Origin of the sequence: Microbacterium oxydans, from assembly GCF_026559675.1 — a bacterium.
Lineage (GTDB): Bacteria > Actinomycetota > Actinomycetes > Actinomycetales > Microbacteriaceae > Microbacterium > Microbacterium oxydans_D.
Genome location: NZ_CP092891.1, coordinates 786,434 through 809,633 on the forward strand (window position 1 = coordinate 786,434; position 23,200 = coordinate 809,633).

The window sequence follows — 23,200 nt, forward strand, 5'->3', positions numbered from 1 at the left end:
AGTCGGACCCCGCTCACTCCTCCGGGTCGCCGTGCAGCATCCACGGGATGCCGAACCGGTCGATGAGCATGCCGAAGAGCCCGCCCCACGGCGGAACGTCGAGCGGCATCGTGATCGTCGCGCCGTCGGACAGCCTGTCCCACACGGCACGGGTGGTGTCCTGCGTGTTGCCGCTCAGCGACACCGAGAAACCCTGCGGCTTCTCATACGGCATCCCGTCGGGGGAGTCGGACCCCATCAGCACCAGCCCGTCCGGGGTGTTGAGCTGGGCATGCATGACGAGGTCCTTCTGGCTGGGATCCTGCACCATGTCGGGGAAGTCCCCGAAGACGCTGATGTCGAGGTCGCCGCCGAGGACGCTCTGATAGAACTCCATCGCCTGGCGGGCTTCGGTGCGGAACGAGAGATACGGGTTGAGAGCAGGCATGAGGACTCCAAGGGTGTGCGAAAGGTGTCACGACCGGCACCGCTGACGCTCAGTCTGCGCCGGGTGCGGAGCCCCCGCAAGAGGGTGGGGCAGGAGTGGCCGGGCTCAGGCCGGCAATGCCTTGACGGCGGCCGTGAGGACCTGGGGAACGGTGGGGACGCCCGTCGCGCGGAAGACCTCGGAGCCGGCGGAGTCGCGGATGATCACGGTCGGCGTGAATCCGATGTCGAGCTTCTCGGCGGCATCCGGGTCCTGTGCGACGTCGATCTCGGTGATCGTGGCAGCCGGGAGGAACCGAGCGGCGTCGGCGAGCACCGCCCGCGTCCGTGTGCACGCCCCGCAGAACGAGGAAGAGACCAGTGTCAGCTCCACGCCCACCTCCTCGGAATCGTCTCGCGTTCCCGAGGTGCAACCGCGGAGCGTGCCGGGCTGTTCCCGCCGTGCTAACCGCGGTCCAGTCCGAAGGTGTGCTTCACGAGAGCCTGCACGTCACGGTCGAGGCCGTCGATGCGGGAGTTCATCGCGCTCATCTCGGCACGCAATCCGCCGATCTCGGCGCGGACTCCGTCGAACTGGGCGCGGACTCCGCCGATCTCCGCGCGGATCACACGAACGAAGAGGGTCGACACGAGGGTGATCACGCCGAGCATCATGACCACGGAGGAGACGATCAGAGTCCAGGTCTGCGGCTCGGTCACGGTGATCACGCTCTCATTCTCGTCGGAGGACTCCATCCTGCCAAGGCCGACATCAGCTGTGCGGGGCCTGGGGACAACACTGTTCGGGCAGGCCCTGTGGAGGAGAGCTGACCCGTCAGTGCCGGCCCGACGCGAGCCAGTCGGCGAACGTCTGCCGCCCGAGCTCCGCATCCGGACCCGGGAGCGCGTGTCCGGCTCTCATCCCCGCCATCTGCGGACCGGGCACGTTCAGCGCCGGGACCCACCCGCGGTAGCCGGCCCGTCGGGCGAACGCACGGATCATCTCCGAGAGCTGCTCCTCGCGCGGTCCGGCGAGGTCGCGGACCCGGCCCTGCGGCTCGGCGACCGCGAGCGCGGCCAGTCGTGCCCCGACCTCCGCGGCCGCGACGGGCTGCGTCCGGGCGTTCGGAGCGAGATGCAGCGGCCCAACCTTCGCGCGCTCGAACATCTGGCCCGCGAACTCGTGGAACTGCGTCGCCCGGAGGATCGTCCAGGGCATCCGCGACGCCTCGACGACCTTCTCCTGCGCGACCTTGCCCGCGTAGTAGTCATAGGGGATGCGATCGATGCCGACGATCGACAGCAGCACGACGTGTCGCACGCCCGCATCCGAGGCCGCCGAGACGAGGTTCCCGGTCGCGGCGGTGAAGAACTCGATCGCGGTGCTCGCCTTGAGTGTCTGGATGCTCGCGACGTCGATGACGGAGTCCGCTCCGGTCAGGGCGGCCTCCAGACCGCGGCCGGTCACCAGGTCGACGCCCTGCGAGCGACTGAGCACGACCGCCTCATGGCCCGCGGCCTCGACGGCCTCGACGGTGTGCCGGCCGACGACGCCGGTGCCTCCTGCCACAGCGATTCTCATGTGCGCTCCCTCGGGGTCTCGGTCCATCCTCTCGCGCGCGGGTGCGATCCCGTTACGATTCCGGAGAAGCGGATCGACCGCTTGACCTTGTCCCGAGGGCAGAGAGCATCGTGAACGCGTGAGCCACTCCACCGACCTCCTCAGCATCGGTCCGTTCTCCGAAGCCGCGCTGCTCTCGCCGAAGGCCCTGCGCCTCTATGAGAAGCGCGGGCTTCTGGTGCCGGAAGCGGTCGACCCGCACAACGGGTACCGCTTCTATCGGGTCGAGCAGGCGAGCAGGGGACGGCTCATCTCCCTGCTGCGGACGGCGGGCATGAGCCTCGACGCGATCCAGGAGGTGCTCGCGATGCCCGACGGCTCCGCGCTCGCCGCCCTCGACGCGTTCCAGGATCAGGTCCGGACGGCCGCGGCGTCGACCGCCACGCTCCTCGACCAGGCGCGCGGCCATTTCGAAGGATCACCGATGAACACGAAGTCCCTCACCTCCACCGTCCGACCGGAGCAGCCCGTGCTGAGCATGCTCGTGACCACCTTCGTGGACGAGCTCGACCGGCGGCTGCGAGCGGCGTACGAGGAGCTGAGTGCGCTCGCCGTCGCGCGCGGCCTCGCCGTCTCCGCCGACCCGTTCGGCATCTTCCACGCCCCGATCACGCCCGAGAGCGACGGTCCGATCGAGGTGTGCCTCCCCGTCGACCGCATCATCGCGGAGACCCCCGCCGGCATCCGCAGCCAGCGGCTGAGCGGCGGAGCCATGGTCGAGGTCACCGTGGAGGGCGAGGACACCGCGTTCCCCGCGATCCTCGCCGCCTACGATCGCGGCTGCGAGTGGATCGACGAACAGGGAGCGACGCGGGTGGGCCCGCCGCGCGAGGTCTGGAACGTGCTCCCGTGGGACGAGACGCGTCCGGCGCGGATGACCGTGGCCTGGCCGTACGCCTGAGCGGGGCACGGGGTGCTCGGTACGATGGCGACTGTGACCACATCGACCGTGCGCCCCGGCATCGCCGAGCGGCTTTCGCAGATGATCCGCATCCCGACGGTCTCGGCCGAGCTCGACGAACGCGGCTCGGGTCCGTTCGAGGAGTTCGTGGCGCTGATCGCCGAGCTCTACCCGCTGGTGCACGAGAGACTGCGACTCGAACGGCACACCGACTTCGGACTCCTGTTCCACTGGGCGGGGAGCGGTGCCGCCGCGGGGGGACCCGTCGTCCTGATGGCGCACTACGACGTCGTCCCGGTCGACGAGAGCGACGCCTGGACGCATCCGCCGTTCGCGGGCGTGATCGCCGACGGCTCGGTCTACGGCCGTGGCGCACTGGACGACAAAGGCCCGCTGATCGTGGTCCTCGAAGCGGTCGAGAACCTGCTCGCCGACGGGTTCGTCCCGCCCCGCGATGTCTACCTCTCCTTCGGCGGGAACGAGGAGACGTACGGTCGCGCGGCGGAGGAGATCGCGCGAGTCCTGCGCGAACGCGGCATCGTGCCGTGGCTGGTGGTCGACGAGGGCGGTGCCGTGGTCGACGCGCCCTTGCCCTTCGTCCCGGGCCGTGCCGCGATGATCGGCGTCGGCGAGAAGGGCGTGATGACGCTCAGGCTGTCGACGCGAGGCGACGGCGGTCACGCCTCCGCACCGCCCTCGCTCACGGCGGTCCGGCGCATCGCCAGGGCCGTCGATCGTCTGGGCCCCACCACGTTCCGTCCCCACGCCTCGAAGGCGATCCTCCGGATGCTGTCGGAGCTGGCCGCGCAGACGCCGGGACCGGCGCGCCACCTGCTGCGGCTGCTCGGCTCCGCGCCCCTGCTGACCGCGCAGGTCTTCGCCGCGCTCGGCGGTGAGCCGGCCGCTCTCGTGCGCACGACCGTCGCCCCGACCATGCAGTCCGGCGGCACAGCGGCGAACGTGCTGCCGTCGCAGGCATCCGCCACGGTCAACCTGCGCATCGCACTGGGGGAGACGACGCAGCAGACCGTGTTCCGCGTGCGTCGGCGCATCCGCGATCCGCTCGTGACGGTCGAGGTCGTCGAGGCCAGCGAGCCGTCGCCGGAGTCGCCCACCGACAACGCCCCGTTCGCCCTGCTGGCCCAGGCGCTCGAGGTCTCGCATCCCGGCGTCCCCGCCGTGCCGTACGTGATGATGGCGGCCACAGATTCGCGGCACTTCCACCGCTTCTCGCCCGCCGTGTACCGCTTCGCGCCGCTGGACATGTCGAACGCCCAGCGCGCGTCGATCCACGGCGTCGACGAGAGCGTGGAGATCGCCGCCCTGGAGCGCGGGGAGCGATTCCATCGGGCGCTGCTCGAACGGCTAGGGTGATCTCACCCTCCCCTCGGAATGTGCCGGGGGACCCGAAGCAGAAGCAGGAGACGCGATGACGCGCACCCGCACCCTGGGCGCCCTCGGCGTCGTCGTCGGCTTCCTCGCCTTCGTGGAGTTCACCAGTGGTGTGCTGCAGGGCTACTACACGCCGATGCTCACCAACATCGCCCGCAACCTCGGGATCCACGACGCCGACGTCAACTGGCTCGAGGGCGCGCAGCTGATGTTGTCGGCGCTGGTCGTCCCGGCCTTCGCGAAGCTCGGCGACATGGTCGGCCACAAGCGGATGCTGCTGATCTCGACCGCCGTCACGGCCGCGGCCGCGCTGGTCCTGCCGTTCACCGACTCCTTCGCGGTGTTCCTCGCCGCCTGGGCGCTGATGGGCTTCTACGTCGTCTGGCTTCCGCTCGAGATCGCCCTGATCTGGTCGCGCTCGCGGCGCATGGAGGGTCGCTCGTCGATCACGGCCAAGGCAGCAGGGCTCCTCGTCGCGGCGCTGGAGGGCGGCGCGATCATCGGCGCCCTGGCCGGCGGCGCCCTCATCGACGTCCTCCCGCTCACGGTCGTGCTCCTCGTCCCCGCCGTGCTCATCGTGGTGTGCTTCTTCGTGATCCTGTTCGGGGTGAAGGAGTCGCCGGAGCCCACGGGCGGCCTGTTCGACACGGTCGGCCTGGTGCTGATCTCCCTCGCGCTGATCTGCTTCACGGGTGGCCTCAGCCTGCTCCGCCTCGAGGGCGGACTGACCAACCCCTGGTCCTGGGCGGTCGTCGTCTTCGGAGTGCTGCTCGTGATCCCATTCGTGCTGTGGGAGCTCCGTTCCGAGGACCCGCTGATCGACGTGCGGATGTTCCGCTCGCCCGCACTCGGCCCGGTGTTCCTCACCGCGGGGCTCTTCGGCGTGAGCGTGCTCGGCGCACAGGCGCCGCTGTCGACGTTCGCCCGCACCGACCCCTCGGTCTACGGCTACGGGCTGGGCACGACCGGCTTCCAGACCTCGCTGATCATCGGCGTCTACCTGATCGCCATGATCGCGGGAGCACTCCTGTTCCCGACGGTCGCACGTCGGGTCACCCCTCGCGTCACGCTGATGGGCGCCTCGGTGCTGGTCGGCATCGGATTCCTGCTCTTCCTCCCGTTCCACGACGCGTACGCGCAGGTCATCACGAACATGGTCGTGGTGGGGCTCGGCTCCGGAGCGCTGGTCGCGGCGCTCCCCGCCGCGGCCGCATCCGCAGCTCCGGCGACGCAGACCGGCGTCGCGACGGGCCTCACCAACTCGGTGAAGACCGTCGGCGGTGCGATCGCCTCGTGCGTGTTCGGCATCGCGCTGCTGCACGGCGTCGCGAGCACGGCGGGGACCACCGAGGGCACGGCCGGGTCGCTCGCCGGTTACTTCACGGTGTGGATCGTCTGCGGTGTGACCGCGCTCGTCGCCGCGGCGATCCTCGTGTTCGTCCCGAAGACCGCGTTCACCGACCGCTCCGTCGAGACCGAGGCAGCGCCGGCGGTCTGACCCTCGGTCGCGTCGGTCGCGTCGGTCTCAGTCGCGGTCGAGGCCGAACGTGCGCTTCACGATGGCCTGCACGTCGCGGTCGAGTCCGTCGATGCGCGTGTTCACGGCATCGAATCGGGCGTTCATCTCGTTGCGGAGCCCGCTGAGCTGACCGTTCATCTCGTTGCGGAGCCCGCCGATCTGGCCGTTCATCTCGTTGCGGAGGCCGCCGAGCTGACCGTTCATCTCACTGCGCAGGCCGCCGATCTCGCTGCGGAGGATCCGGATGAACAGCGTGGTGACGACGGTGAGCATGCCGAACATCAGCGCGGTGAACGACCCGATCATGGTCCAGATCTGCGCGTCGTTCATGAATCCCACATCCTCATCGTCGCATCGTTCCGGCCAGCTTGCCAGGGCGCGCCAGGCGAGGATATCGGTCACTCAGGAGATGGGGAGAAGGTGTTCTCCCGCCCGTTGGTGGAGGAACTGTCAGTCCCCTCCCTGCGGGTTGCGCAGGAGACGGCGGACATCGGCACCGCGCACCGGGCGGAGGGGAGTCCCCCGCCCGGTCCGCTCTCAGTCCCCCTTCACGTTGACGATCTGCCGCAGCGTGTGCCGGATGGAGACCAGGCTCGCGGCATCCGCCATCACCCGGTCGATCGGCTTGTACGCCTGCGGGATCTCGTCGATGAACGCATCCGTGTCACGGAACTCGATCCCCTCCATCGCCTCCCGCAGCTGATCGTGCGTGAACGTCTTCCGGGCCGCCGACCGCGAGTACTCGCGTCCGGCACCGTGCGGGGAGGAGTTCAGCGACTGCCGGTCGCCGAGTCCCTCCACCACGTACGACGCGGTGCCCATCGAGCCGGGGATGAGTCCGGGCCGACCGGCGTCGGCCTGGATGGCGCCCTTCCGCGACACCCACACCTGCCTGCCGTAGTGCTTCTCCGACTCGGTGAAGTTGTGGTGGCAGTTGATGCGCTCCTGCTCATCGACCGGGCGGTCGAGGAACTCGGACACCTGCCGGATGACGCGGTCCATCATCTCCTCCCGGTTCAGCAGGGCGAAGTGCTGTGCCCAGCGGAGCTCCCGGATGTACCGGGTGAACTCCGGAGTCCCCTCGACCAGGTACGCCAGGTCGGGGTCGGGGAGCTCGATCCACCACTGCTTCGCCAGCCTCTGGGCGACGGAGATGTGGTGTCCGGCGATCCGGTTGCCGACACCCCGGGAACCCGAGTGCAGGAACAGCCACACCCGGTCGAGCTCGTCGACCGACACCTCGATGAAGTGGTTGCCCGAGCCGAGCGTGCCCAGCTGCAGGCGCCAGTTCCCCGCATACTTCTCGGGATCGAACTCGGCCGTCTCGGCGAGTGTCTCGAGCTCGGCGATGCGCGGCTCGGCGGTGGCCACGATCTTGCGGTTGTAGCGTCCGGCCGAGAGCGGGATCGCACGCTCGATCTGCTCGCGCAGCTCGGCGAGGTCGCGCCCGTCCAGGTCGCCCCTCGTGAACTGCGTGCGGACGGCGATCATGCCGCAGCCGATGTCGACGCCGACGGCCGCGGGGATGATCGCGCCGAGCGTCGGGATGACCGAGCCGACCGTCGCCCCCTTGCCGAGGTGCGCATCCGGCATCAGCGCCAGGTGCGGGTGGATGAACGGCATGCGAGCCGTGGTGTGCGCCTGATCGAGCGTCTTCTCGTCGATCAGGGACGCCCACGACAGCAGCCGTGCGGAGAGCCTCTCCATGATTCCTTTCCTTGTGGTGATGTGCAGCCACAGGTCAGGGGTCCTCTCCAACGGAAAACGCCCCGGACCTGTCGGTACGGGGCGTTGCGAGAGCGGGTGCTGTCACACGGCGCGTGCCGGAGGATACGACTCGTAGCGGTCATTGCGCTTCGGCTGAAGCTGCAACACCGCTGCGATGGGAAGATTCCGCTGGGCGGTCATCCGTCGACTCCTCGGCTGGCGTGCTGCGCCGGTCGGCACAGCTTTGCCACACTAGGGCCCGACACGCCCGGGCGTCAAGCCGTGTCCCGCGGTGGGTTGTACATGAACTCGACGCGGATGCCGTCCGCGTCTTCGACGAACGAGGCGTAATAGCGCTCCGAATAGCGCGGGTACTCCTTGGGTTCGCGGACGGGGGTCCAGCCGGCGTCGACGGCGACCGCGTGGAGGTGCTCGACCTGCTCACGCGTCGGCACGGCGAAGGCGATGTGCTGCCAGCCGATGCGGCCATGACGATGCGGAGTCGAGTCTTCATCCCACGTGTAGAGGATGATCTCCGTCTCCTCGCCGTTGTGCCACGAGATCGAATGGTCGTTCGCGCCTCCGCTCTGGTATCCGAGAGCGGTGAGGACCGGGTGGAACTGCGCCCGGCCGCGTTCGAGGTCGTCGACGGTGATGCCCAGATGATCCAGAAGAGCCATGCGGCCCAGTCTTCCAGAAAGGGTCGACGACGTCAGGGCGCGATCCGCCCGAATGTGGCGGGGTCGACGGGCCGTTGCCGCCGGGGGAGGTTCTCCACGACGAGGAGGTACGACTCCGTCACCAGCTCGCGGACGAGATCGTGCGGCAGCTTCCCGCCCGGCCGGAGCGTGATCCAGTGCTTCTTGTTCATGTGATAGCCGGGGATGATGTCATCGAACTGCCGGCGAAGCGCGTCGCCGTCTTCGGGCGCCGCCTTGAGGGTCACGATCTCCGCGCCGGTGGTCGACGTGAGCAGCATGAAGACCTTGTCGCGCACCTTGAAGACGTCCCATTCGGGGCCGAAGGGATGCTCGAGCCGAGACCCGGGCAACTCCTCGGCGCGATCGCGCGCGCACTGTTGCAGACGGTCGCCTTTCATGGCACTCCAACCTCGAGACAGCGAGAACCGTGATGCGACCACGGTACCCACGCCCACGGTACCCACCCCCACGGACAGAGCCGCTAGTGCGGGGCGTGGTACTCGGCCTCGCCGCGCTTCCAGTAGCCCTTCACCACGGCGTTCGCGGTGTCGACGCCCCAACGGTCGAGCAGTGCGCGGCCGGGCTTGACGATCGACTGCTCGGCCGCGATGAAGACGAACGGATCGGACCCCACCACGTCGTCGGCGGTCAGCGTCTCGAGGAAGGCGATGAGGGCGGAGCCGGAGGGTGCTTCGCCGCGGTGCAGCCACTCGATGTCGACCGGTGCTTCGATGTCGATCTCGCGGCCCTCGTTGACCGTCTCGATCACGATGCGCGCGGGGGTGCCCTCGGGAATCAGCGCGGCGAAGCGGCGGATCGCGGGGATCGCGGTCTCGTCGCCGACCAGCAGCCAGGAGTCGGGCTCGCCGGTCAGCACCGCCGACCCGCGAGGGCCGCCGACGCCGATCATGGAGCCGAGTGGCGCGGTCGCGGCCCAGGGGGCGGCGACGCCCTGATCGCCGTGCACCGCGAACTCGACGTCGAGCCAGTCCTCGCCCCACGCGAGCGGCGTGTACTCCCGGCTCGGCGAGGCGCGAAGCTCGTCGACGGAGTCGGTGGGGCCGGCGGGGAAGAACAGGCGCATGTGGTCGTCGGAGCCGAGGGAGTCGAAGCCTGCGAGGTCGGAGCCGGTCAGGCGCACGCGCACGAAGTCCGGTGCCAGCCATTCACGGGCGCTCAGGGTCACGTTGCGGAAGCGCAGCTCGAGGCCGCGACGCTCGATCGAGAAGCCGGATTTCGTATCGCTCATGAAGTAAGGCTAACCTAAATATGACGAGGGAAGGTGACCCTAACCTCGTCCTTCCGGCGCCCATGTGTGCGCACCGATCCCGCAGAACAGGAGTCTCTCCATGTCCGTGCCCAGGACCCTCACCGCCACGAGCGCCGCGCTCGTCGGCCTCCTCGCCCTCGCCGGCTGCGCCTCCGGCGGCACCGCCGAACCCGAGAAGACCGAATCCTCCGCGGCATCCGTCACGATCGAGGACAACACCGGCACGCACGAGGTCGCGACCCCTCCGAAGTCCGTCGTCGCCCTCGACAACCGCACGTTCCAGACGCTCTCCGACTGGGGCGTCGAGCTCTCCGCCGGCGCCGTCGCGCTGATGCCCGAGACCGTGTCGTATGTGAAGGACGACGGCATCGTCGACATCGGACTGCACAGCGAGCCCAACCTCGAAGCCGTCGTCGCGGTCGAGCCCGACCTGATCATCAGCGGTCAGCGCTTCACGCAGCACAACGCGGCCATCGCCGACCTCGTGCCCGACGCCACGATCATCGACCTCGAGCCGCGCGAGGGCGAGCCCTTCGATGAGGAGCTCAAGCGCCAGGTCACCGTCCTCGGCGAGATCTTCGGCAAGCAGGACGAGGCCGAGAAGCTCGTGAGCGACTTCGACGCCGCGGTCGAGCGCGCCAAGGCCGCGTACGACGACGCCGACACCGTCATGGCCGTGAACACGTCCGGCGGAGAGATCGGCTACCTCGCCCCGACCGTCGGTCGCTCGCTCGGACCGATCTACGACATCCTCGGCCTCACCCCCGCGCTCGAGGTGGAGGACGCGAGCGATGACCACCAGGGTGATGAGATCTCCGTCGAGGCGATCGCCGCGTCGAACCCCGACTGGATCCTCGTGCTCGACCGCGACGCCGTGTTCGCCGCGGACACCCCCGACTACGTGCAGGCGGCCGAGATCCTCGAGAGCTCCGAGGCCCTGACCGGCGTCACCGCGGTCAAGGAGAAGCAGATCGTCTACATGCCCACCGACACCTACCTGAACGAGGGCATCCAGACGTACACGACGTTCCTGAACGACCTCGCGGACGCTCTCGAGAAGTGACCCGCGCTCGGTCGTCGAGGGAGCGGAGCCGGACGAGACGTCCGTTCGCCCGCTCGACGGCCGGGCCGTCATCATGATCTCCACCGACATCATCCGGCCGCCCCGCTCCGCCGGGCGGCTCTTCGACGTGAAGCTGCTCATCGGCGTGCTCGTCGTCGCCGCGCTCCTGGTCCTCTCCCTCTTCACCGGTGTGTACGACGTCACGGGCGCGGAAGACGGCGCCCAGATGTTCCAGATCACACGCGTCCCCCGCACGATCGCGCTCGTGCTCGCCGGTGCCTCGATGGCGATGGCGGGTCTCGTGATGCAGCTGCTCACTCAGAACCGCTTCGTCGAGCCGACCACCACCGGGACGACCGAGTGGGCGGGGCTCGGGCTCCTGATGGTGATGATCCTCGTGCCGCAGCCGTCGCTGCCGCTGCGCATGGCCGGCGCGGTGCTCGCGGCGTTCGTCGGCACGATGGTGTTCTTCGCGTTCCTCCGTCGCGTCGCCCTCAAGTCCTCCCTCATCGTCCCGATCGTCGGCATCATGCTCGGCGCCGTGGTCGGCGCCCTGTCGACGTACCTCGCGCTGGCCACCAACTCGCTGCAGATCATCGGCGTCTGGTTCGCAGGCAGCTTCACCTCGGTGATGCGCGGTCAGTACGAGATGCTCTGGATCGTCGCGATCATCGGAGTGATCATCTTCATCGTCGCCGACCGCCTGACCATCGCCGGTCTCGGCGAGGAGATCGCGACGAACGTCGGCGTGAACTACAACCGGATCATCCTGCTGGGCACCGTGCTGATCGCGGTCACCACCGGCGTCGTCACGGTGGTCGTCGGCAACCTGCCCTTCCTGGGGCTGATCGTGCCGAACATCGTCTCGATGGTGCGCGGCGACGATCTGCGCAGCAACCTCCCGTGGGTGTGCCTGCTCGGCATCGCGATCGTCACGGTGTGCGACATCATCGGACGCACGATCATCATGCCGTTCGAGGTGCCGGTGTCGCTGATCCTCGGCGTCGTCGGTGCCGTCGTGTTCGTGCTCCTCCTGCTCAGGCAGCGTCGCCGTGGGTAGCGGCGCGATGAGTCGGATGGCGACGGCCGGCCCGGCGCGGTCGGCGGGCGCATTCACGACCCCGCGCGCGCGACGGCGCTATCTGATCGTCCTCGGCGTCCTCCTCGTCCTCGCCGCGGGTTCCGGCTTCGGGCTGCTCGCCTGGGGCAACCCGATGCCGCCGGGATCCACCGGGTTCTGGCGCATCGCTCAGCACCGCGCGACCGACGTCACGGTGATGGCGCTCGTCGCCGTCGCCCAGGCCGTCGCCACGGTGAGCTTCCAGACCGTCACCAACAACCGCATCATCACGCCGTCGATCATGGGCTTCGAATCGCTGTACCGCGTCGTGCAGACCTCGACCGTGTATCTGTTCGGGGTGGCCGGCATCGTGGCGATCCAGGGCATCGGCCAGTTCGCGATCCAGGTGGCGATCATGGTCGGCCTCGCCGTGGCCCTGTACGGATGGCTGCTGTCAGGACGCTACGGCAACCTGCAGATCATGCTCCTGGTGGGCATCGTGATCGGGGGAGGACTCGGGGCGATCTCCACGTTCATGCAGCGTCTGCTCACCCCCAGCGAGTTCGACGTGCTCGCCGCCCGGCTGTTCGGCAACGTGTCGAACGCCGACGCCTCGTACCTGCCGCTGGCGATCCCGCTGGTGGTCGCGGCGTCCGCGCTGCTGTGGCTCCGATCTCGCCGGCTCAACCTCATGGCCCTGGGCCCGGATGCCGCGCGCTCGCTCGGCGTCGACCATCGGCGCGAGCTGTTCATCGTGCTGTTCCTCGTCGCGGTGCTGATGGCGACGTCGACCGCGCTGGTCGGACCGATGACGTTCCTCGGCTTCCTGGTCGCGACGCTCGCGTATCAGTTCTCCGACACGCACGACCATCGGCTGATCTTCCCCGTCGCGGTGCTCACGGCCTTCACGATCCTGGCCGGGGCGTACTTCGTGATGAAGAACATCTTCTACGCGCAGGGCATGGTGTCGATCCTGATCGAGCTGGTCGGCGGCACCGTGTTCCTCATCGTCATCCTCAGAAAGGGCAGGCTGTGATCGCACTCGACGGCGTCCGCCGGGACTACAGCAGCGAGGTCGCGATCGGCCCCGTCGATCTCGAGATCCCCACGGGCGGCATCACCGCCCTCATCGGCCCGAACGGCGCGGGCAAGTCGACGCTGCTCACCATGATCGGACGCCTGAGCGGCATGGATGCCGGTGCGATCGAGATCGCCGGACTCGACGTGGCCTCGACCAAGTCGAAGGACCTGGCGAAGGTCGTGTCGATCCTGCGCCAGGAGAACCACTTCGTCACGCGGCTGACCGTGCGTCAGCTCGTCGGCTTCGGGCGCTTCCCGCACTCGAAGGGCAGGCTGAACCGCGGCGACGAGGAGATCATCAGCCAGGCGATCGACTTCCTCGACCTCGGCGCGCTGGAGGGCCGCTACCTGGATGAGCTCTCCGGCGGGCAGCGTCAGCGGGCGTACGTCGCGATGGTCCTCGCGCAGGACACCGAGTTCGTGCTGCTCGATGAGCCCCTGAACAACCTCGACATGCGGCACGCCGTGCAGATGATGAAGCACCTGCGGCGTGCGGCCGAGGAGCTCGGACGCACGATCGTCATCGTGCTGCACGACATCAACTTCGCCGGGCATTACGCCGACCACATCTGCGCCATGAAGGACGGCGCGGTCGTGGAGTTCGGCCCGCCCGCCGAGATCATGACCGACGAGGTGCTCACGCGCGTCTTCGACACCCCGGTGCGCGTGGTCGACGGCCCGTCGGGACCCCTCGCCGTGTACTACTGAGCGTTCCGCGTGGGCCGGTCAGAGTTCGATGCCGTGGTCCTCGTCGTTGACGCCGGCGTTGTTGCCGCGGCGCGACTCGTAGCCGAGGAACCAGCCCAGCCACACGATCGCGGCGAGCAGCACGCCGAGCCAGACGTTCTGGAAGATCAGCCCGAGCACGACGCCGACGATCAGCAGGCCGACGGTGATGGAGATGCGCAGCGCGGTACGGGACATGGCCTCAGCTTAGAGGGACCGCTCAGCGGTCGCGATGGTCTTCCGGCGCGAGGCGAGGGCCGCGGCGCGGCTCCTGGATGCCGGTGGCGAAGATGAGGCGGATCACCCGCTGACGCTGACCCGCCCACGGCGCGAGGAGCTCGAGCATGCCGTCGTCGTCCGTGCGCTTCCCGGTCAGGGCATGACCCACTTCGTGCGCGAGGTGGTAGTCGCCGACGCTCACCGCATCCGGATCGCCGAGCGCGCGGATCCGGGTCTCGGCCGACGTCCAGACCCCCACGCCGGGAAGGCTCGTGAGGATGCGGTCGCGGTCGGTACCGGTCGCAGCGGCGCGGACGGCCCGGGCGATGCGATCGCCGCGTTCGGCGGCGCGGACCAGGGTGCGCGATTGCGGCGGCTCGACGCCGGCGCGGTGCCACGCCCAGGACGGGATGCGGTGCCACTGCGCGGCGGAGGGCGCGGCGAACATCGGTCGTGGCGTCGGGCCGGGCGCGCGTTCGCCGAATCGGGAGACGAGCCAACGCCACGCGCCGAAGGCCTGCATGCCGGTGACCTTCTGCTCGATGATCGCGCACGCGAGCGCGTCGAACACCTCGTCGGTGCGGGTGAGGCGGAGGCCGGGATGGCGGCGGGCGGACTCGGCGATGAGCGGATGCTGCGACGCGTCGAAGTCCGTGGCGTCGTCGTGGGCGCCGCAGAGTGCGGGCACGAGGTCGAGGGCGTGGCCGGCTCCGGGGCCCCAGGCGCTGGCTCTGACCTCATCGCCCACGGCGCGCAGCACGAGGGTGGAGGGGCCGGCGGGCGTGCGCACGGCGCGCCAGATCGCGGGTCCGTCGATCACGGTCGTCGGATCGCTGCCTCCGCGTCGGAGCATGCCGACGGTCCGGCGGAGATCGAGGTCGTGCGGAGGGCGGTAGACCGTGTCCCGACGGACATCCGCGGACGCGGCATCGGCCGGTGCGGAGTGCGCGGTCAGGGTCATGCGCCCACCCTACGCGCAGGTCCTGACACGGACCCGCGGGCGCTCAGAAGCGGTCGGGCGAGGGGGTGCCGTGACCGTAGCGGATCACGACGTCGGCGTGACGGTCGAAGCGGTAGCCGATGCCGCGCACCGTGCGGACGATGTCCTCGTAGCGGCCGAGCTTGGCGCGCAGGCGACGCACGTGCACGTCGATCGTGCGCTCACCGGGCGTCTCGTCGTCCTGCGCCTGCCAGAGCGCGGAGACCAGTTCGCTGCGCTCGATCGTGCGGCCCTCGCGGAGCACGAGGTACTGCAGCAGCTCGAACTCCTTGTACGTGAACGCGGCGGACTCGCCGTCGATCAGGACGCGCTTGCGGGAGATGTCGACGGTGACGCCGCGCTCCTCGTCGACCGTGTCCTCCTCGGCGGCGGCCTTGGTGCGCGCGATGGCACCGGGCTCCTGCAGGGCGAGGCGGACGACGTCGAGATCGCGGCCTCCCGAGCCGTGCGGGGCGAGGGCGACCGTGGCGTGGGTCTCGGCGCCGGGGGCGAGCTCGGCGAGCGTGCGGCGCAGGGCGTCGACGAGGAGCGGGAGGCTCACGCCGGCTTCGGCGGCCTTGATCTCGTCGAGGCCGACGTACAGGGCGAAGCCGCGGGGGGAGCGGACGGCGGGGAGGTCGGCTCCCGACGTGGGCAGCGGAGCGGCGGCTTCGGACTGCGTGCGGATCGCGGCGGTGGTGGCGGGACGCTCGAGAAGTGCGGTGTTCGACATGATGATGAAGTCCTCAGGACGTGAGCCCGAATCGAGCGGGGCTCTGATGCGTTGCATGAATGACCGGCGGAGCCGGGAAGCGAGCAAGGGTGGATGCTCGGAGACTCTGACCTCGCAGATGGCGAGGAGTCAGGTCAGGCGGGGTGGCTGTTCGTTCAGCGACACATTCGGCAACACATGCCAACGCGACCGGGCATCATCATCCCGGCAGTCCTGTTCGCCTCCTGGGCGGACAAAGGGCTTGCGTTGGTGGTCATGGGGGGATTATGTCCGACCATGACCCCTCATGTCAAAACGCCCGGGCGTCCATGGGCGGGCGTAACGTGGATCGAATGACGATCTCGCACACTGTCGACGGCTTCATCCTGACCGATGAGAAGGATGCCTCGCGCTACACGCTCATGCGCGACGGCAAGCTCGTGAGCGTGCTCGACTATCGCGACGACGGTCACACGATCGCGCTCACCAGGGCCTTCACGGTCCCGACTTTCCGGGGCAAGGGCTATGCCGGGAAGGTCGTGGAGGGGGCGGTGGCGGAGATCGAGGAACGCGGTGATCGCAAGGTCGACGCCGTGTGCTGGTACGTCGCCGACTGGTTCTCCGCACACCCGGAGCATGCCGGGCTGCTGCGGACTCGATGACTTCCTCGTCGTATGACGCACTGTTACGCCCGGTTCCTGCCAGGATGAGGGCATGAAACTCGCCGAGGCCCTCACCGCACGCGCCGATCTGCAGCGCCGCATCGAGCAGCTGCGTGCGCGCATCGTCGCGAACGCCCGGTACCAGGAGGGGGAGGAGCCGGCGGAGGACGCCGCGGCGCTCATCGTCGAGGTCGACGCCGCTCTGACCGAGCTCCGCGAACTCATCCGACGCATCAACGCCACCAATGCGCGCCTCGACCTCGGTGCGGACGGCACCATGACCGATGCGCTGGCGGCCCGCGATGTGCTGCGCCTGCGGCACTCGGTGCTGACCGATTCCGCGGCAGCGGCATCCGGCGCCGGCGACCAGTACCTGCGCCAGATGCGGTCGGAGCTCCGGCAGATCTCGGCGCTTCCGGTCGCGCAGCTGCGATCCAGGGCGGATGCCGTCGCGCAGGAGCTGCGCGAACTCGACAACCGCATCCAGCAGGCGAACTGGTCGAACGACCTCGAGGAGGAGAGCGGAAGTCGGTAGTCGCGACGAAGCGGGCACAACCCTCAGCCGGCGGGGCAAGTCCGGCACCTGTGGGCGGAGGGCAGCCCTGATATCGCATCGCGCAGCCCCGCACGCCGCACAGGTGATGGTGCACAGAGCATCTCGCATCACCACGTGCCGATCGTCGTGGCGAGGGTGGGTCAGGGGACCTTCCGCTTCCTCCTCGAACACCATGCGATAGAATGGAGTTCTGCTCAGCCCCGTTGGCTGAGGTGGTCAGGCGCCCAGCGGGCGCGCTGATCCGAGGCTCGAAACCTCCGGCATCCTCATCAGACACCGGAGGTTTTTCCATGTCGTCTTCCCTGCGTGCCCGTCCCCGTTCCCGGTGGTGGGCGCTCATCGTCATCTCCCTCACTCAGTTGGTCGTCGTCCTCGACGGGACGATCGTGAACATCGCGCTGCCCCGTGCCCAGGCGGCCCTCGGCCTCAGCGACGGGCAGCGTCAGTGGGTCGTCACCGCCTATGCGCTGGCGTTCGGCGCGCTCCTGCTGCTCGGCGGCCGGATCGCCGACTACGTCGGACGCAAGCGCATCTTCCTGGTCGGCATGGTCGGCTTCGGTGCGGCATCGCTGTACGGCGGTCTCGCACAGCAGGGGTGGGAGCTGATCCTCGCCCGCGGACTGCAGGGCGCCTTCGCCGCACTGCTCGCGCCCGCCGCCCTCGCCCTGCTCACCGTGACGTTCCCCTCGGGGCGCGAGCGGAACACGGCGTTCGCCGTCTTCGGAACCGTCGCCGGAACCGGAGCGGCCGTCGGACTCCTCCTCGGCGGGGTGCTCACCGAATTCGCCGACTGGCGCTGGTGCCTGCTGGTCAACCTGTTCTTCGTGGTGGTCGGGGTGGTCGGCGGCGCTCTCTTCCTGACCGAGAGCAGGGCGGAGGGTGACAACCGCTACGACGTCTGGGGAGCGCTCTTCGTGACCCTCGGCCTCGGTGCACTCGTCTACGGCTTCAGCCTCGCCGAGAACGGATGGGGCGAGCCGCTGACCATCGCCTTCCTCGCCATCGGGCTCGCGCTCCTCGGGATCTTCGTGTGGGTGGAGAGTTGGGTCGCGCAGCCGCTGCTGCCCCTTCGCGTGGTGGCCGACCGGGTGCGGGGAGGAGCTTTCCTCATCCAGGGCGTCGCCGGCGCGATCATGATCGGCGCGACGGTCTACCTGACGTTCCACCTGCAGTTCGTGCTGGGGATGGGGGCGCTGCAGGCCGGTCTCGCTAGTCTGCCGTTGCCGCTCGCGACGATGGCGCTCGCCCCGGTGGCTACCAAGCTGCTTCCCGTGATCGGTCCGCGGCCGCAGCTGATCGTCGGGCCCGTGGTGGCCGCGGTCGGCCTGTTCCTGCTCTCCGGCATCACTCCAGACGGCGCCTATCTCGTGCAGATCGCGCCGGGGCTGGTGCTGCTCGGCATCGGCATGGGGTTCATCTTTATCCCGCTGCAGAACCTCGCGCTGTCCGGCGTCGCCCCGTACGACGCGGGGGTGGCGTCGGCCGTCGCGAACTCGGCGATGCAGATCGGCGGATCGATCGGTCTGTCGGTGTTCACGGCGGTCTACGCGGCGTCGGTCGGCGGCCGCGCGCAGGGTGAGGTCTCTCCGCATCAGCTCACCGACGCCTACGGCTGGATCTTCCTCGTCGCCGCGATCCTCATGCTCGCGGCCTCGGTCATCGCGACGGCCATGGTGCGCGGCACGAAGGAGGAGCTGCTTCCCTCGCAGAACGCCCCTGTCGTCGTCGCCGGGCACTGATCCACCGGCCGCGGCGGTCGCGATCCTCAGCCCAGGAGCGACTGCCGCGGCACGCCTCGGACGGAATGTCGGAGGTCGTTCGTACCGTGTGAGTATGCGAATCCTGCACACCTCCGACTGGCACATCGGCCGGACGTTCCATGGCAACTCGACCATGGACGCGCTGGCCGAGGTGCTCGGGGCGCTCACCGTGCAGGTTCGTGAGAACGCGGTCGATGTCGTGATCGTGGCGGGCGATGTGTTCGACTCCGCGACTCCGTCCGGTGCCGCCTACACACTCCTCGGCGACGCCCTGGTGGCGTTGCACGAGACCGGCGCCCGGGTCATCGTGACGAGCGGCAACCACGATTCCGCCGCCCGGCTCGGCTTCCAGGCCCGGCTGCTGCGCGAGGGCATCCACGTGCTTACCGACCCGCTCGCGGTCGGCGTGCCCGTGACCATCGCCGACGCGCACGGACCGGTGCATTTCTTCGGCATCCCCTACCTCGAGCCCGCGATCGTCCGTCAGCACTGGCCGGAGGGCGACAGCGAGGGGCGCCAGCTGCGCACGCAGGCACAGACCATGGCCCACGCGATGGATCTCGTCCGCACGGGCATGCAGGAGCACGAGGGGCGCTCCGTCGCGATCGCGCACTGCTTCGCGGCCGGTGTCGACGCGACGGCCGGACTCGAGCGCGAGGTCCGCCAGGGCGGTCTCGACGTCGTTCCGCTGAGTGTGTTCGACGGGCCCGACTACGTGGCGCTCGGCCACATCCACGGCCGGCAGCAGCTCAGCGACCGCGTCCGCTATGCGGGCGCCCCGCTGCACTACAGCTTCGGCGAGCAGCACAAGCCGCGGGGATCCTGGCTCGTCGACATCGGCGCCGAGGGGCTCGCCGCGGTCGAGTGGCTGGAGCTGCCGGTGCCGCGCCGTCTCGTCACGCTCACGGGAGCGCTCGACGAGCTGCTGTCGCCCGACCTGGTCGCCGAGCATGCGGGGGACTGGGTGTGCGCCGTCTACACCGATGCGGTCCCGCAGACCGAGCCGATGCGACGCCTGCGCGAGAGCTACCCCTACTGCGCCATGGTGCAGCATCAGCCCACCGTCGTGGCCGAAGCCGACGAGCGGTCCTATGCGCAGCGGCTGCGCACCGCGGTCACCGACGCCGACCGCATCGAGGCCTTCCTCGAGCATGTGCGCGCGGGGCACGGTCCGACCGAGGCGGAGGGCGAGCTGATCCGCGCCGTCCTCGACGACCGGGTGCGGGCAGAGGCCCTCGTCTAGATGCGTCTCCATCGCCTGGAGGTCGAGGGGTTCGGCCCGTTCCGCTCGCGGCAGATCGTCGACTTCGACGCCTTCGCCGACGACGGCATCTTCCTCATCGCCGGTCGCACCGGTGCCGGCAAGTCGAGCATCCTCGACGCGGTGTGCTTCGGCCTCTACGGCGGGGTGCCGCGTTACGACGGCGGCGAGAAGCGCCTCCGCAGCGACCACTGCGAACCGGACGACCCGTCCGAGGTGGTCGTGGAGTTCAGCACGCCGGCCGGGCGGTTCCGTGTGACCCGTTCGCCCGAGTACCTCCGCCCCGCCAAGCGCGGCGGCGGCATGACGAAGCAGGCGTCCGCCGTGGCGCTCGACGAGTGGACGGATGGCGGGTGGGTCGGTCGCGCCGCGCGGGCCGTCGACGTCGGCAACGAGCTCGACGAGATCCTGCAGCTCAGCCGCGAGCAGTTCCTCCAGGTGATCCTCCTCGCGCAGAACCGGTTCTCGGAGTTCCTGCTCGCGGGGAGCAAGGATCGCCAGGCGCTGCTGCGGCGGCTGTTCGGCACGCAGCGCTTCGAAGACGTGCAGGCGCGGTTCGACGAACGTCGCCGCGCGGCGGAGCAGGCCCTCGGTGCCCGACTCGCGACGGTCCACGCCCGCGTCGAGGAAGCCGAACGTCTCGTGACCGCCGGCGGGCTGTCCGGCGACGCGGAGGGCGACATCGAGCCGCCGGCGGAGGCTCCATCGGCTCCGCTCCCGGTCGACGAAAGACTCGAGGAACTCCGGCGGGCGAAGGCACGCGCCGACTATCGCGCGGAACGCCGTGGCTCGGAACAGGCCGATGCGGAGAAGCGGTCGGCGGCGGCGGACACGCAGCTGTCCGCGACGCGTGAGGAGCAGCGCGCCCAGCACGAACGCGACCGCGCCCGCGCCGCGCTCGAGCGGCTCGACGCGGAGACCCCGCTGATCGATGCGGCGAGAGCCGAGCTCGCGGCTGCTCGGGCGGCCGAGGCCCTGCGGTCGACGATCGCCGCCGCCACACGTGCTCGCACCGCGCTCGCCGACGCATCCGCGGACGAGCAGCGGGCGCGCGAGGGCTGGGAGGCCCGGGGGATCCCGGTCGACGGCGACCTCGAGACCTGGGCGGCCGAGCGCACCAGGGAGAGCGGTTCCTGGGAGCGGGCGCGCGAGCTCGAGGAGCAGGCGCCGGCGCTCGATGTCGCTCTGCAGTCCGCGGAACAGGCGGTCGTGGCCGCGACCGCGCGCGTCGACGCCGGAGAGGCGGAGCGGTCGTCGCTCCCTGCCGCGGCGGCCGACCTGACGGCGGAGCGCGACGAGACACGGCGCATCGCGGACCGTGCGGACGACCTCCGGGCGGCTGCAGATGCGGCAGCGGCCCGGCACGCGGCGGCACGCGAGGAAGAGCGGCTGCGCGTCGCCCAGGCGGCCGCCGACCGCGATCTCACCGAGGCCACCGCCGCCCACGCCGCCGCGCAGACGGCGCTCGCCCAGCTGCGGCAGCGGCGGACCGACGGCATGGCCGGCGAACTGGCCTCGACCCTGCGCCCGGAGCACCCGTGCCCCGTCTGCGGTGCTCTCGAGCATCCGAGTCCCGCCACGCACGTCGATCCGGTCTCCTCGGACGACATCGCCGATGCCGAAGCCGTCCGCGACGCCGCGGCACAGCGGGAGCGTGAACTCGCCACGGTGTCCGCGAACCTGCTCGCGGAACTCGCGGCAGCCACCGCCCGCGCGGACGGACGGAGCGTCGAACGGGCCGAGCAGGAGCTCGCCGAGAGCACTGCAGCGCGCGCAGGCAGTCTCGCTGCGGCGGAACAGCTGAAGACCCTCGACGCACGGCTGGGCGAACTCGCCGCCCGCGTCGAACGGCTGGAGACGCAGAAGGCGGATGACGCTGCGGCCCTCGCGGAGGCGCGGGAGCAGCACGCCCTGATGCGGCAGCGGAGCACGGAGGCACGCGAGCTGATCGCCGAGGCCCGCGGCGGCTTCGACACCGTCGCCGCCCGCCTCGCCGATACGGCCGAGAAGATCGCCGCGGCGCGCACCCTCGCCGAGGCGATCGCGGAGCGCACCCGTCGCGCGCAGGTTCTCGCCGCGGCGGAGGCCGAGCAGGACGCGGCGCTCGCCGACTCCGCGTTCGACGACGCGTCGGCCGCCGAGGAGGCGCTGCGTTCGAGCGCAGCGCAGGACGCGCTCGACGCGCGGATCGTCCAGCACGCGGGGCAGCGGGAGAAAGAACGCGCCATCCTGTTCGACCTCGAGCTGCGCACGCTTCCCGAGGAGCCGATCGACCTCGCCCCGGTGGAGGAAGCAGCGGCCGCCGCCCGCGCGGTCTGGACGGCCGCTGTCGACGAGGCCGCCCGCGCCGCGAGCGTCGCCGAGCGGCTCGGCGATCTGATCGAATCGGCCGCGACGGAGCATGCACGAACCGCCGCCGAGGCCACGGAGTTCGAGGTGCTGCAGAACCTCGCCGACACGATCGCCGGGCGCGGTGCGAACACCCGGAAGATGACGCTGGAGACCTTCGTCCTCGCCGCCGAGCTCGAGGAGATCGTCGAGGCGGCGAACCGCCGGCTGCACGACATGTCGACGGGGCGCTACCAGCTGCAGCACTCCGACGCCCTCGCCGCCCGCGGTGCGGCCTCCGGCCTCGGCATCGTGGTCTCCGACGCCTTCACCGGGCAGACCCGCCCGCCGCAGTCACTGTCGGGCGGTGAGACCTTCCTCACGTCGCTCGCCCTCGCGCTCGGCCTCGCCGAGGTCGTGACGGCGCGAGCCGGGGGCATCCGCCTCGACACGCTCTTCATCGACGAGGGGTTCGGCTCTCTCGACGGCGACACGCTCGACGTCGCGATGCGCACACTCGACGAGCTGCGGCAGGGCGGCCGGACGGTCGGGGTGATCAGCCACGTCGAGGCCATGCAGGAGCAGATCCCCGCTCAGCTCACGGTGCGCGCGCTGCCCAACGGGCCGAGTCTGATCGAGGCCCGCTGACGCGCGGAGCACAGCGCCGAGCGCCGCTGCTCAGACCCCGTACTCGTCGCGGATGAAGTCCCGCAGCTGCACGCTGCAGCGGGCGACGGCCTCGCGCCAGTCCGTGAGCGCGCCGTCCTCCGCCTGATCGGACACGGCCCGGAACACACGGATCGGCACACCGAACTGCTCGGCGACCCAGATGTAGGCGTAGGTCTCCATGTCGACCAGCGCGGCACCGGAGGGACGGATCACGGCGGTGACCTCGGCGTCCTCCACGAAGTGGTCGCCGGTCGCGATCAGCACGCCCTCGCGCCCGGTCGAGACCCGCGCCGGCAGCGAGACGTGCTGGCCGGCGACGCCGTCGAGGTCGGTGACGTCGTGCTGGAAAGCGGTGCCGACCTCGTGGACCGTGGCCTCGAGCTCGGGGTCGATCGCCCCGGCGGTGCCGACCACCACGATCTCGTCGTAGACCTTGGCGTCGAGCGCACGGGTGAGGGCGAACGTCGCCTGCAGCTTGCCCGGACCGCTCACGAGACGGTCGAAGCCCTCGAGCTCCTGGGGGAAGGCGGACAGTTCGGAGGCGAGAGCAGCGAGGAGGAGTTTCACTGCCCCATTCTCTCAGGTCCGACCTGACAGGATCGCACGCGC

At 69.9% G+C, this 23,200-nt stretch carries 25 protein-coding genes; 12 read left to right on the forward strand and 13 right to left on the reverse strand.

Features of this window, described 5'->3' with window-relative positions:
• Positions 1–13: 13 nt before the first annotated feature.
• The 4 genes from MME74_RS03700 to MME74_RS03715 all read right to left on the reverse strand — a co-directional run bounded on the left by MME74_RS03700 (position 14) and on the right by MME74_RS03715 (position 1,987).
• A complete protein-coding gene (locus MME74_RS03700) occupies positions 14–427 on the reverse strand; it encodes a VOC family protein (protein ID WP_267417350.1) in 414 nt (137 codons plus the stop codon).
• Positions 428–532: 105 nt separating this feature from the next.
• A complete protein-coding gene (locus MME74_RS03705; protein ID WP_267417351.1) occupies positions 533–799 on the reverse strand; it encodes a glutaredoxin family protein in 267 nt (88 codons plus the stop codon).
• A 71-nt stretch (positions 800–870) separates the two neighbouring features.
• Entirely contained in the window at positions 871–1,134 is a 264-nt protein-coding gene (locus MME74_RS03710) for a hypothetical protein (RefSeq protein ID WP_267417352.1), read from the reverse strand.
• Between the two features lie 106 nt (positions 1,135–1,240).
• A complete protein-coding gene (locus MME74_RS03715; protein ID WP_267417353.1) occupies positions 1,241–1,987 on the reverse strand; it encodes an SDR family oxidoreductase in 747 nt (248 codons plus the stop codon).
• 118 nt (positions 1,988–2,105) lie between these two features.
• On the opposite strand from MME74_RS03715, the gene MME74_RS03720 reads away from it, so the two are divergent.
• From MME74_RS03720 to MME74_RS03730, 3 genes are read left to right on the forward strand one after another with little or no spacing between them, the layout of a single operon-like run.
• Entirely contained in the window at positions 2,106–2,927 is an 822-nt protein-coding gene (locus MME74_RS03720) for a MerR family transcriptional regulator (protein ID WP_267417354.1), read from the forward strand.
• A gap of 33 nt (positions 2,928–2,960) precedes the next feature.
• Entirely contained in the window at positions 2,961–4,301 is a 1,341-nt protein-coding gene (locus MME74_RS03725; RefSeq protein WP_267417355.1) for a M20/M25/M40 family metallo-hydrolase, read from the forward strand.
• 55 nt (positions 4,302–4,356) lie between these two features.
• The gene (locus MME74_RS03730) at positions 4,357–5,817 is read left to right on the forward strand and encodes an MFS transporter (protein WP_267417356.1); all 1,461 of its coding nucleotides are present in this window, start codon (positions 4,357–4,359) and stop codon (positions 5,815–5,817) included.
• Between the two features lie 27 nt (positions 5,818–5,844).
• Here MME74_RS03730 and MME74_RS03735 read toward each other — a convergent pair whose 3' ends face one another.
• The 5 genes from MME74_RS03735 to MME74_RS03755 all read right to left on the reverse strand — a co-directional run bounded on the left by MME74_RS03735 (position 5,845) and on the right by MME74_RS03755 (position 9,495).
• On the reverse strand, positions 5,845–6,168 hold the full coding sequence (locus MME74_RS03735) for a hypothetical protein (protein WP_267417357.1): 324 nt from the start codon (positions 6,166–6,168) through the stop codon (positions 5,845–5,847).
• Between the two features lie 207 nt (positions 6,169–6,375).
• Positions 6,376–7,545, reverse strand: a complete 1,170-nt coding sequence (locus MME74_RS03740) for an RtcB family protein (protein WP_267417358.1) — start codon at positions 7,543–7,545, stop codon at positions 6,376–6,378.
• 275 nt (positions 7,546–7,820) lie between these two features.
• Positions 7,821–8,225: a VOC family protein gene (locus MME74_RS03745; protein WP_267417359.1), complete on the reverse strand. Its 405-nt coding sequence runs from the start codon at positions 8,223–8,225 to the stop codon at positions 7,821–7,823.
• A 32-nt stretch (positions 8,226–8,257) separates the two neighbouring features.
• Positions 8,258–8,644, reverse strand: coding sequence for an MmcQ/YjbR family DNA-binding protein (locus MME74_RS03750; protein ID WP_267417360.1), 387 nt, complete (start codon positions 8,642–8,644; stop codon positions 8,258–8,260).
• 83 nt (positions 8,645–8,727) lie between these two features.
• On the reverse strand, positions 8,728–9,495 hold the full coding sequence (locus tag MME74_RS03755; protein ID WP_267417361.1) for a siderophore-interacting protein: 768 nt from the start codon (positions 9,493–9,495) through the stop codon (positions 8,728–8,730).
• A gap of 100 nt (positions 9,496–9,595) precedes the next feature.
• Here MME74_RS03755 and MME74_RS03760 point away from each other — a divergent pair, with 100 nt between their 5' ends.
• From MME74_RS03760 to MME74_RS03775, 4 genes are all read left to right on the forward strand, one after another.
• Positions 9,596–10,579: a siderophore ABC transporter substrate-binding protein gene (locus MME74_RS03760; protein WP_267417362.1), complete on the forward strand. Its 984-nt coding sequence runs from the start codon at positions 9,596–9,598 to the stop codon at positions 10,577–10,579.
• 73 nt (positions 10,580–10,652) lie between these two features.
• On the forward strand, positions 10,653–11,639 hold the full coding sequence (locus MME74_RS03765; RefSeq protein ID WP_267417364.1) for an ABC transporter permease: 987 nt from the start codon (positions 10,653–10,655) through the stop codon (positions 11,637–11,639).
• A gap of 7 nt (positions 11,640–11,646) precedes the next feature.
• Positions 11,647–12,675, forward strand: coding sequence for an iron chelate uptake ABC transporter family permease subunit (locus MME74_RS03770; protein ID WP_267417365.1), 1,029 nt, complete (start codon positions 11,647–11,649; stop codon positions 12,673–12,675).
• A complete protein-coding gene (locus tag MME74_RS03775; protein ID WP_267417366.1) occupies positions 12,672–13,427 on the forward strand; it encodes an ABC transporter ATP-binding protein in 756 nt (251 codons plus the stop codon). Before MME74_RS03770 ends, MME74_RS03775 begins: the two co-directional genes overlap by 4 nt.
• Positions 13,428–13,445: 18 nt before the next feature.
• On the opposite strand, the gene MME74_RS03780 is transcribed toward MME74_RS03775, so the two are convergent.
• The 3 genes from MME74_RS03780 to MME74_RS03790 are packed head-to-tail and all read right to left on the reverse strand — an operon-like array spanning position 13,446 to position 15,376.
• Positions 13,446–13,643 carry a hypothetical protein gene (locus tag MME74_RS03780; RefSeq protein ID WP_267417367.1) on the reverse strand — a complete coding sequence of 66 codons (198 nt, stop codon included), beginning with the start codon at positions 13,641–13,643 and terminating at the stop codon, positions 13,446–13,448.
• 22 nt (positions 13,644–13,665) lie between these two features.
• Positions 13,666–14,625 carry a DNA-3-methyladenine glycosylase family protein gene (locus MME74_RS03785; RefSeq protein WP_267417368.1) on the reverse strand — a complete coding sequence of 320 codons (960 nt, stop codon included), beginning with the start codon at positions 14,623–14,625 and terminating at the stop codon, positions 13,666–13,668.
• A 43-nt stretch (positions 14,626–14,668) separates the two neighbouring features.
• Complete coding sequence (locus MME74_RS03790) at positions 14,669–15,376, reverse strand: winged helix-turn-helix domain-containing protein (protein WP_267417369.1); 708 nt, start codon at positions 15,374–15,376, stop codon at positions 14,669–14,671.
• A gap of 332 nt (positions 15,377–15,708) precedes the next feature.
• Here MME74_RS03790 and MME74_RS03795 point away from each other — a divergent pair, with 332 nt between their 5' ends.
• From MME74_RS03795 to MME74_RS03815, 5 genes are all read left to right on the forward strand, one after another.
• Complete coding sequence (locus MME74_RS03795; protein WP_267417370.1) at positions 15,709–16,017, forward strand: GNAT family N-acetyltransferase; 309 nt, start codon at positions 15,709–15,711, stop codon at positions 16,015–16,017.
• A gap of 52 nt (positions 16,018–16,069) precedes the next feature.
• Positions 16,070–16,552, forward strand: a complete 483-nt coding sequence (locus MME74_RS03800; protein ID WP_267417371.1) for a DIP1984 family protein — start codon at positions 16,070–16,072, stop codon at positions 16,550–16,552.
• A 311-nt stretch (positions 16,553–16,863) separates the two neighbouring features.
• Positions 16,864–18,312 carry an MFS transporter gene (locus tag MME74_RS03805; RefSeq protein ID WP_267417372.1) on the forward strand — a complete coding sequence of 483 codons (1,449 nt, stop codon included), beginning with the start codon at positions 16,864–16,866 and terminating at the stop codon, positions 18,310–18,312.
• A 94-nt stretch (positions 18,313–18,406) separates the two neighbouring features.
• Positions 18,407–19,576 carry an exonuclease SbcCD subunit D gene (locus tag MME74_RS03810; RefSeq protein WP_267417373.1) on the forward strand — a complete coding sequence of 390 codons (1,170 nt, stop codon included), beginning with the start codon at positions 18,407–18,409 and terminating at the stop codon, positions 19,574–19,576.
• Complete coding sequence (locus tag MME74_RS03815; RefSeq protein WP_267417374.1) at positions 19,577–22,570, forward strand: AAA family ATPase; 2,994 nt, start codon at positions 19,577–19,579, stop codon at positions 22,568–22,570. It begins immediately after the preceding gene.
• A gap of 30 nt (positions 22,571–22,600) precedes the next feature.
• Here MME74_RS03815 and MME74_RS03820 read toward each other — a convergent pair whose 3' ends face one another.
• A complete protein-coding gene (locus MME74_RS03820) occupies positions 22,601–23,158 on the reverse strand; it encodes a nucleoside phosphorylase (protein WP_267417375.1) in 558 nt (185 codons plus the stop codon).
• Positions 23,159–23,200 lie beyond the last annotated feature (42 nt).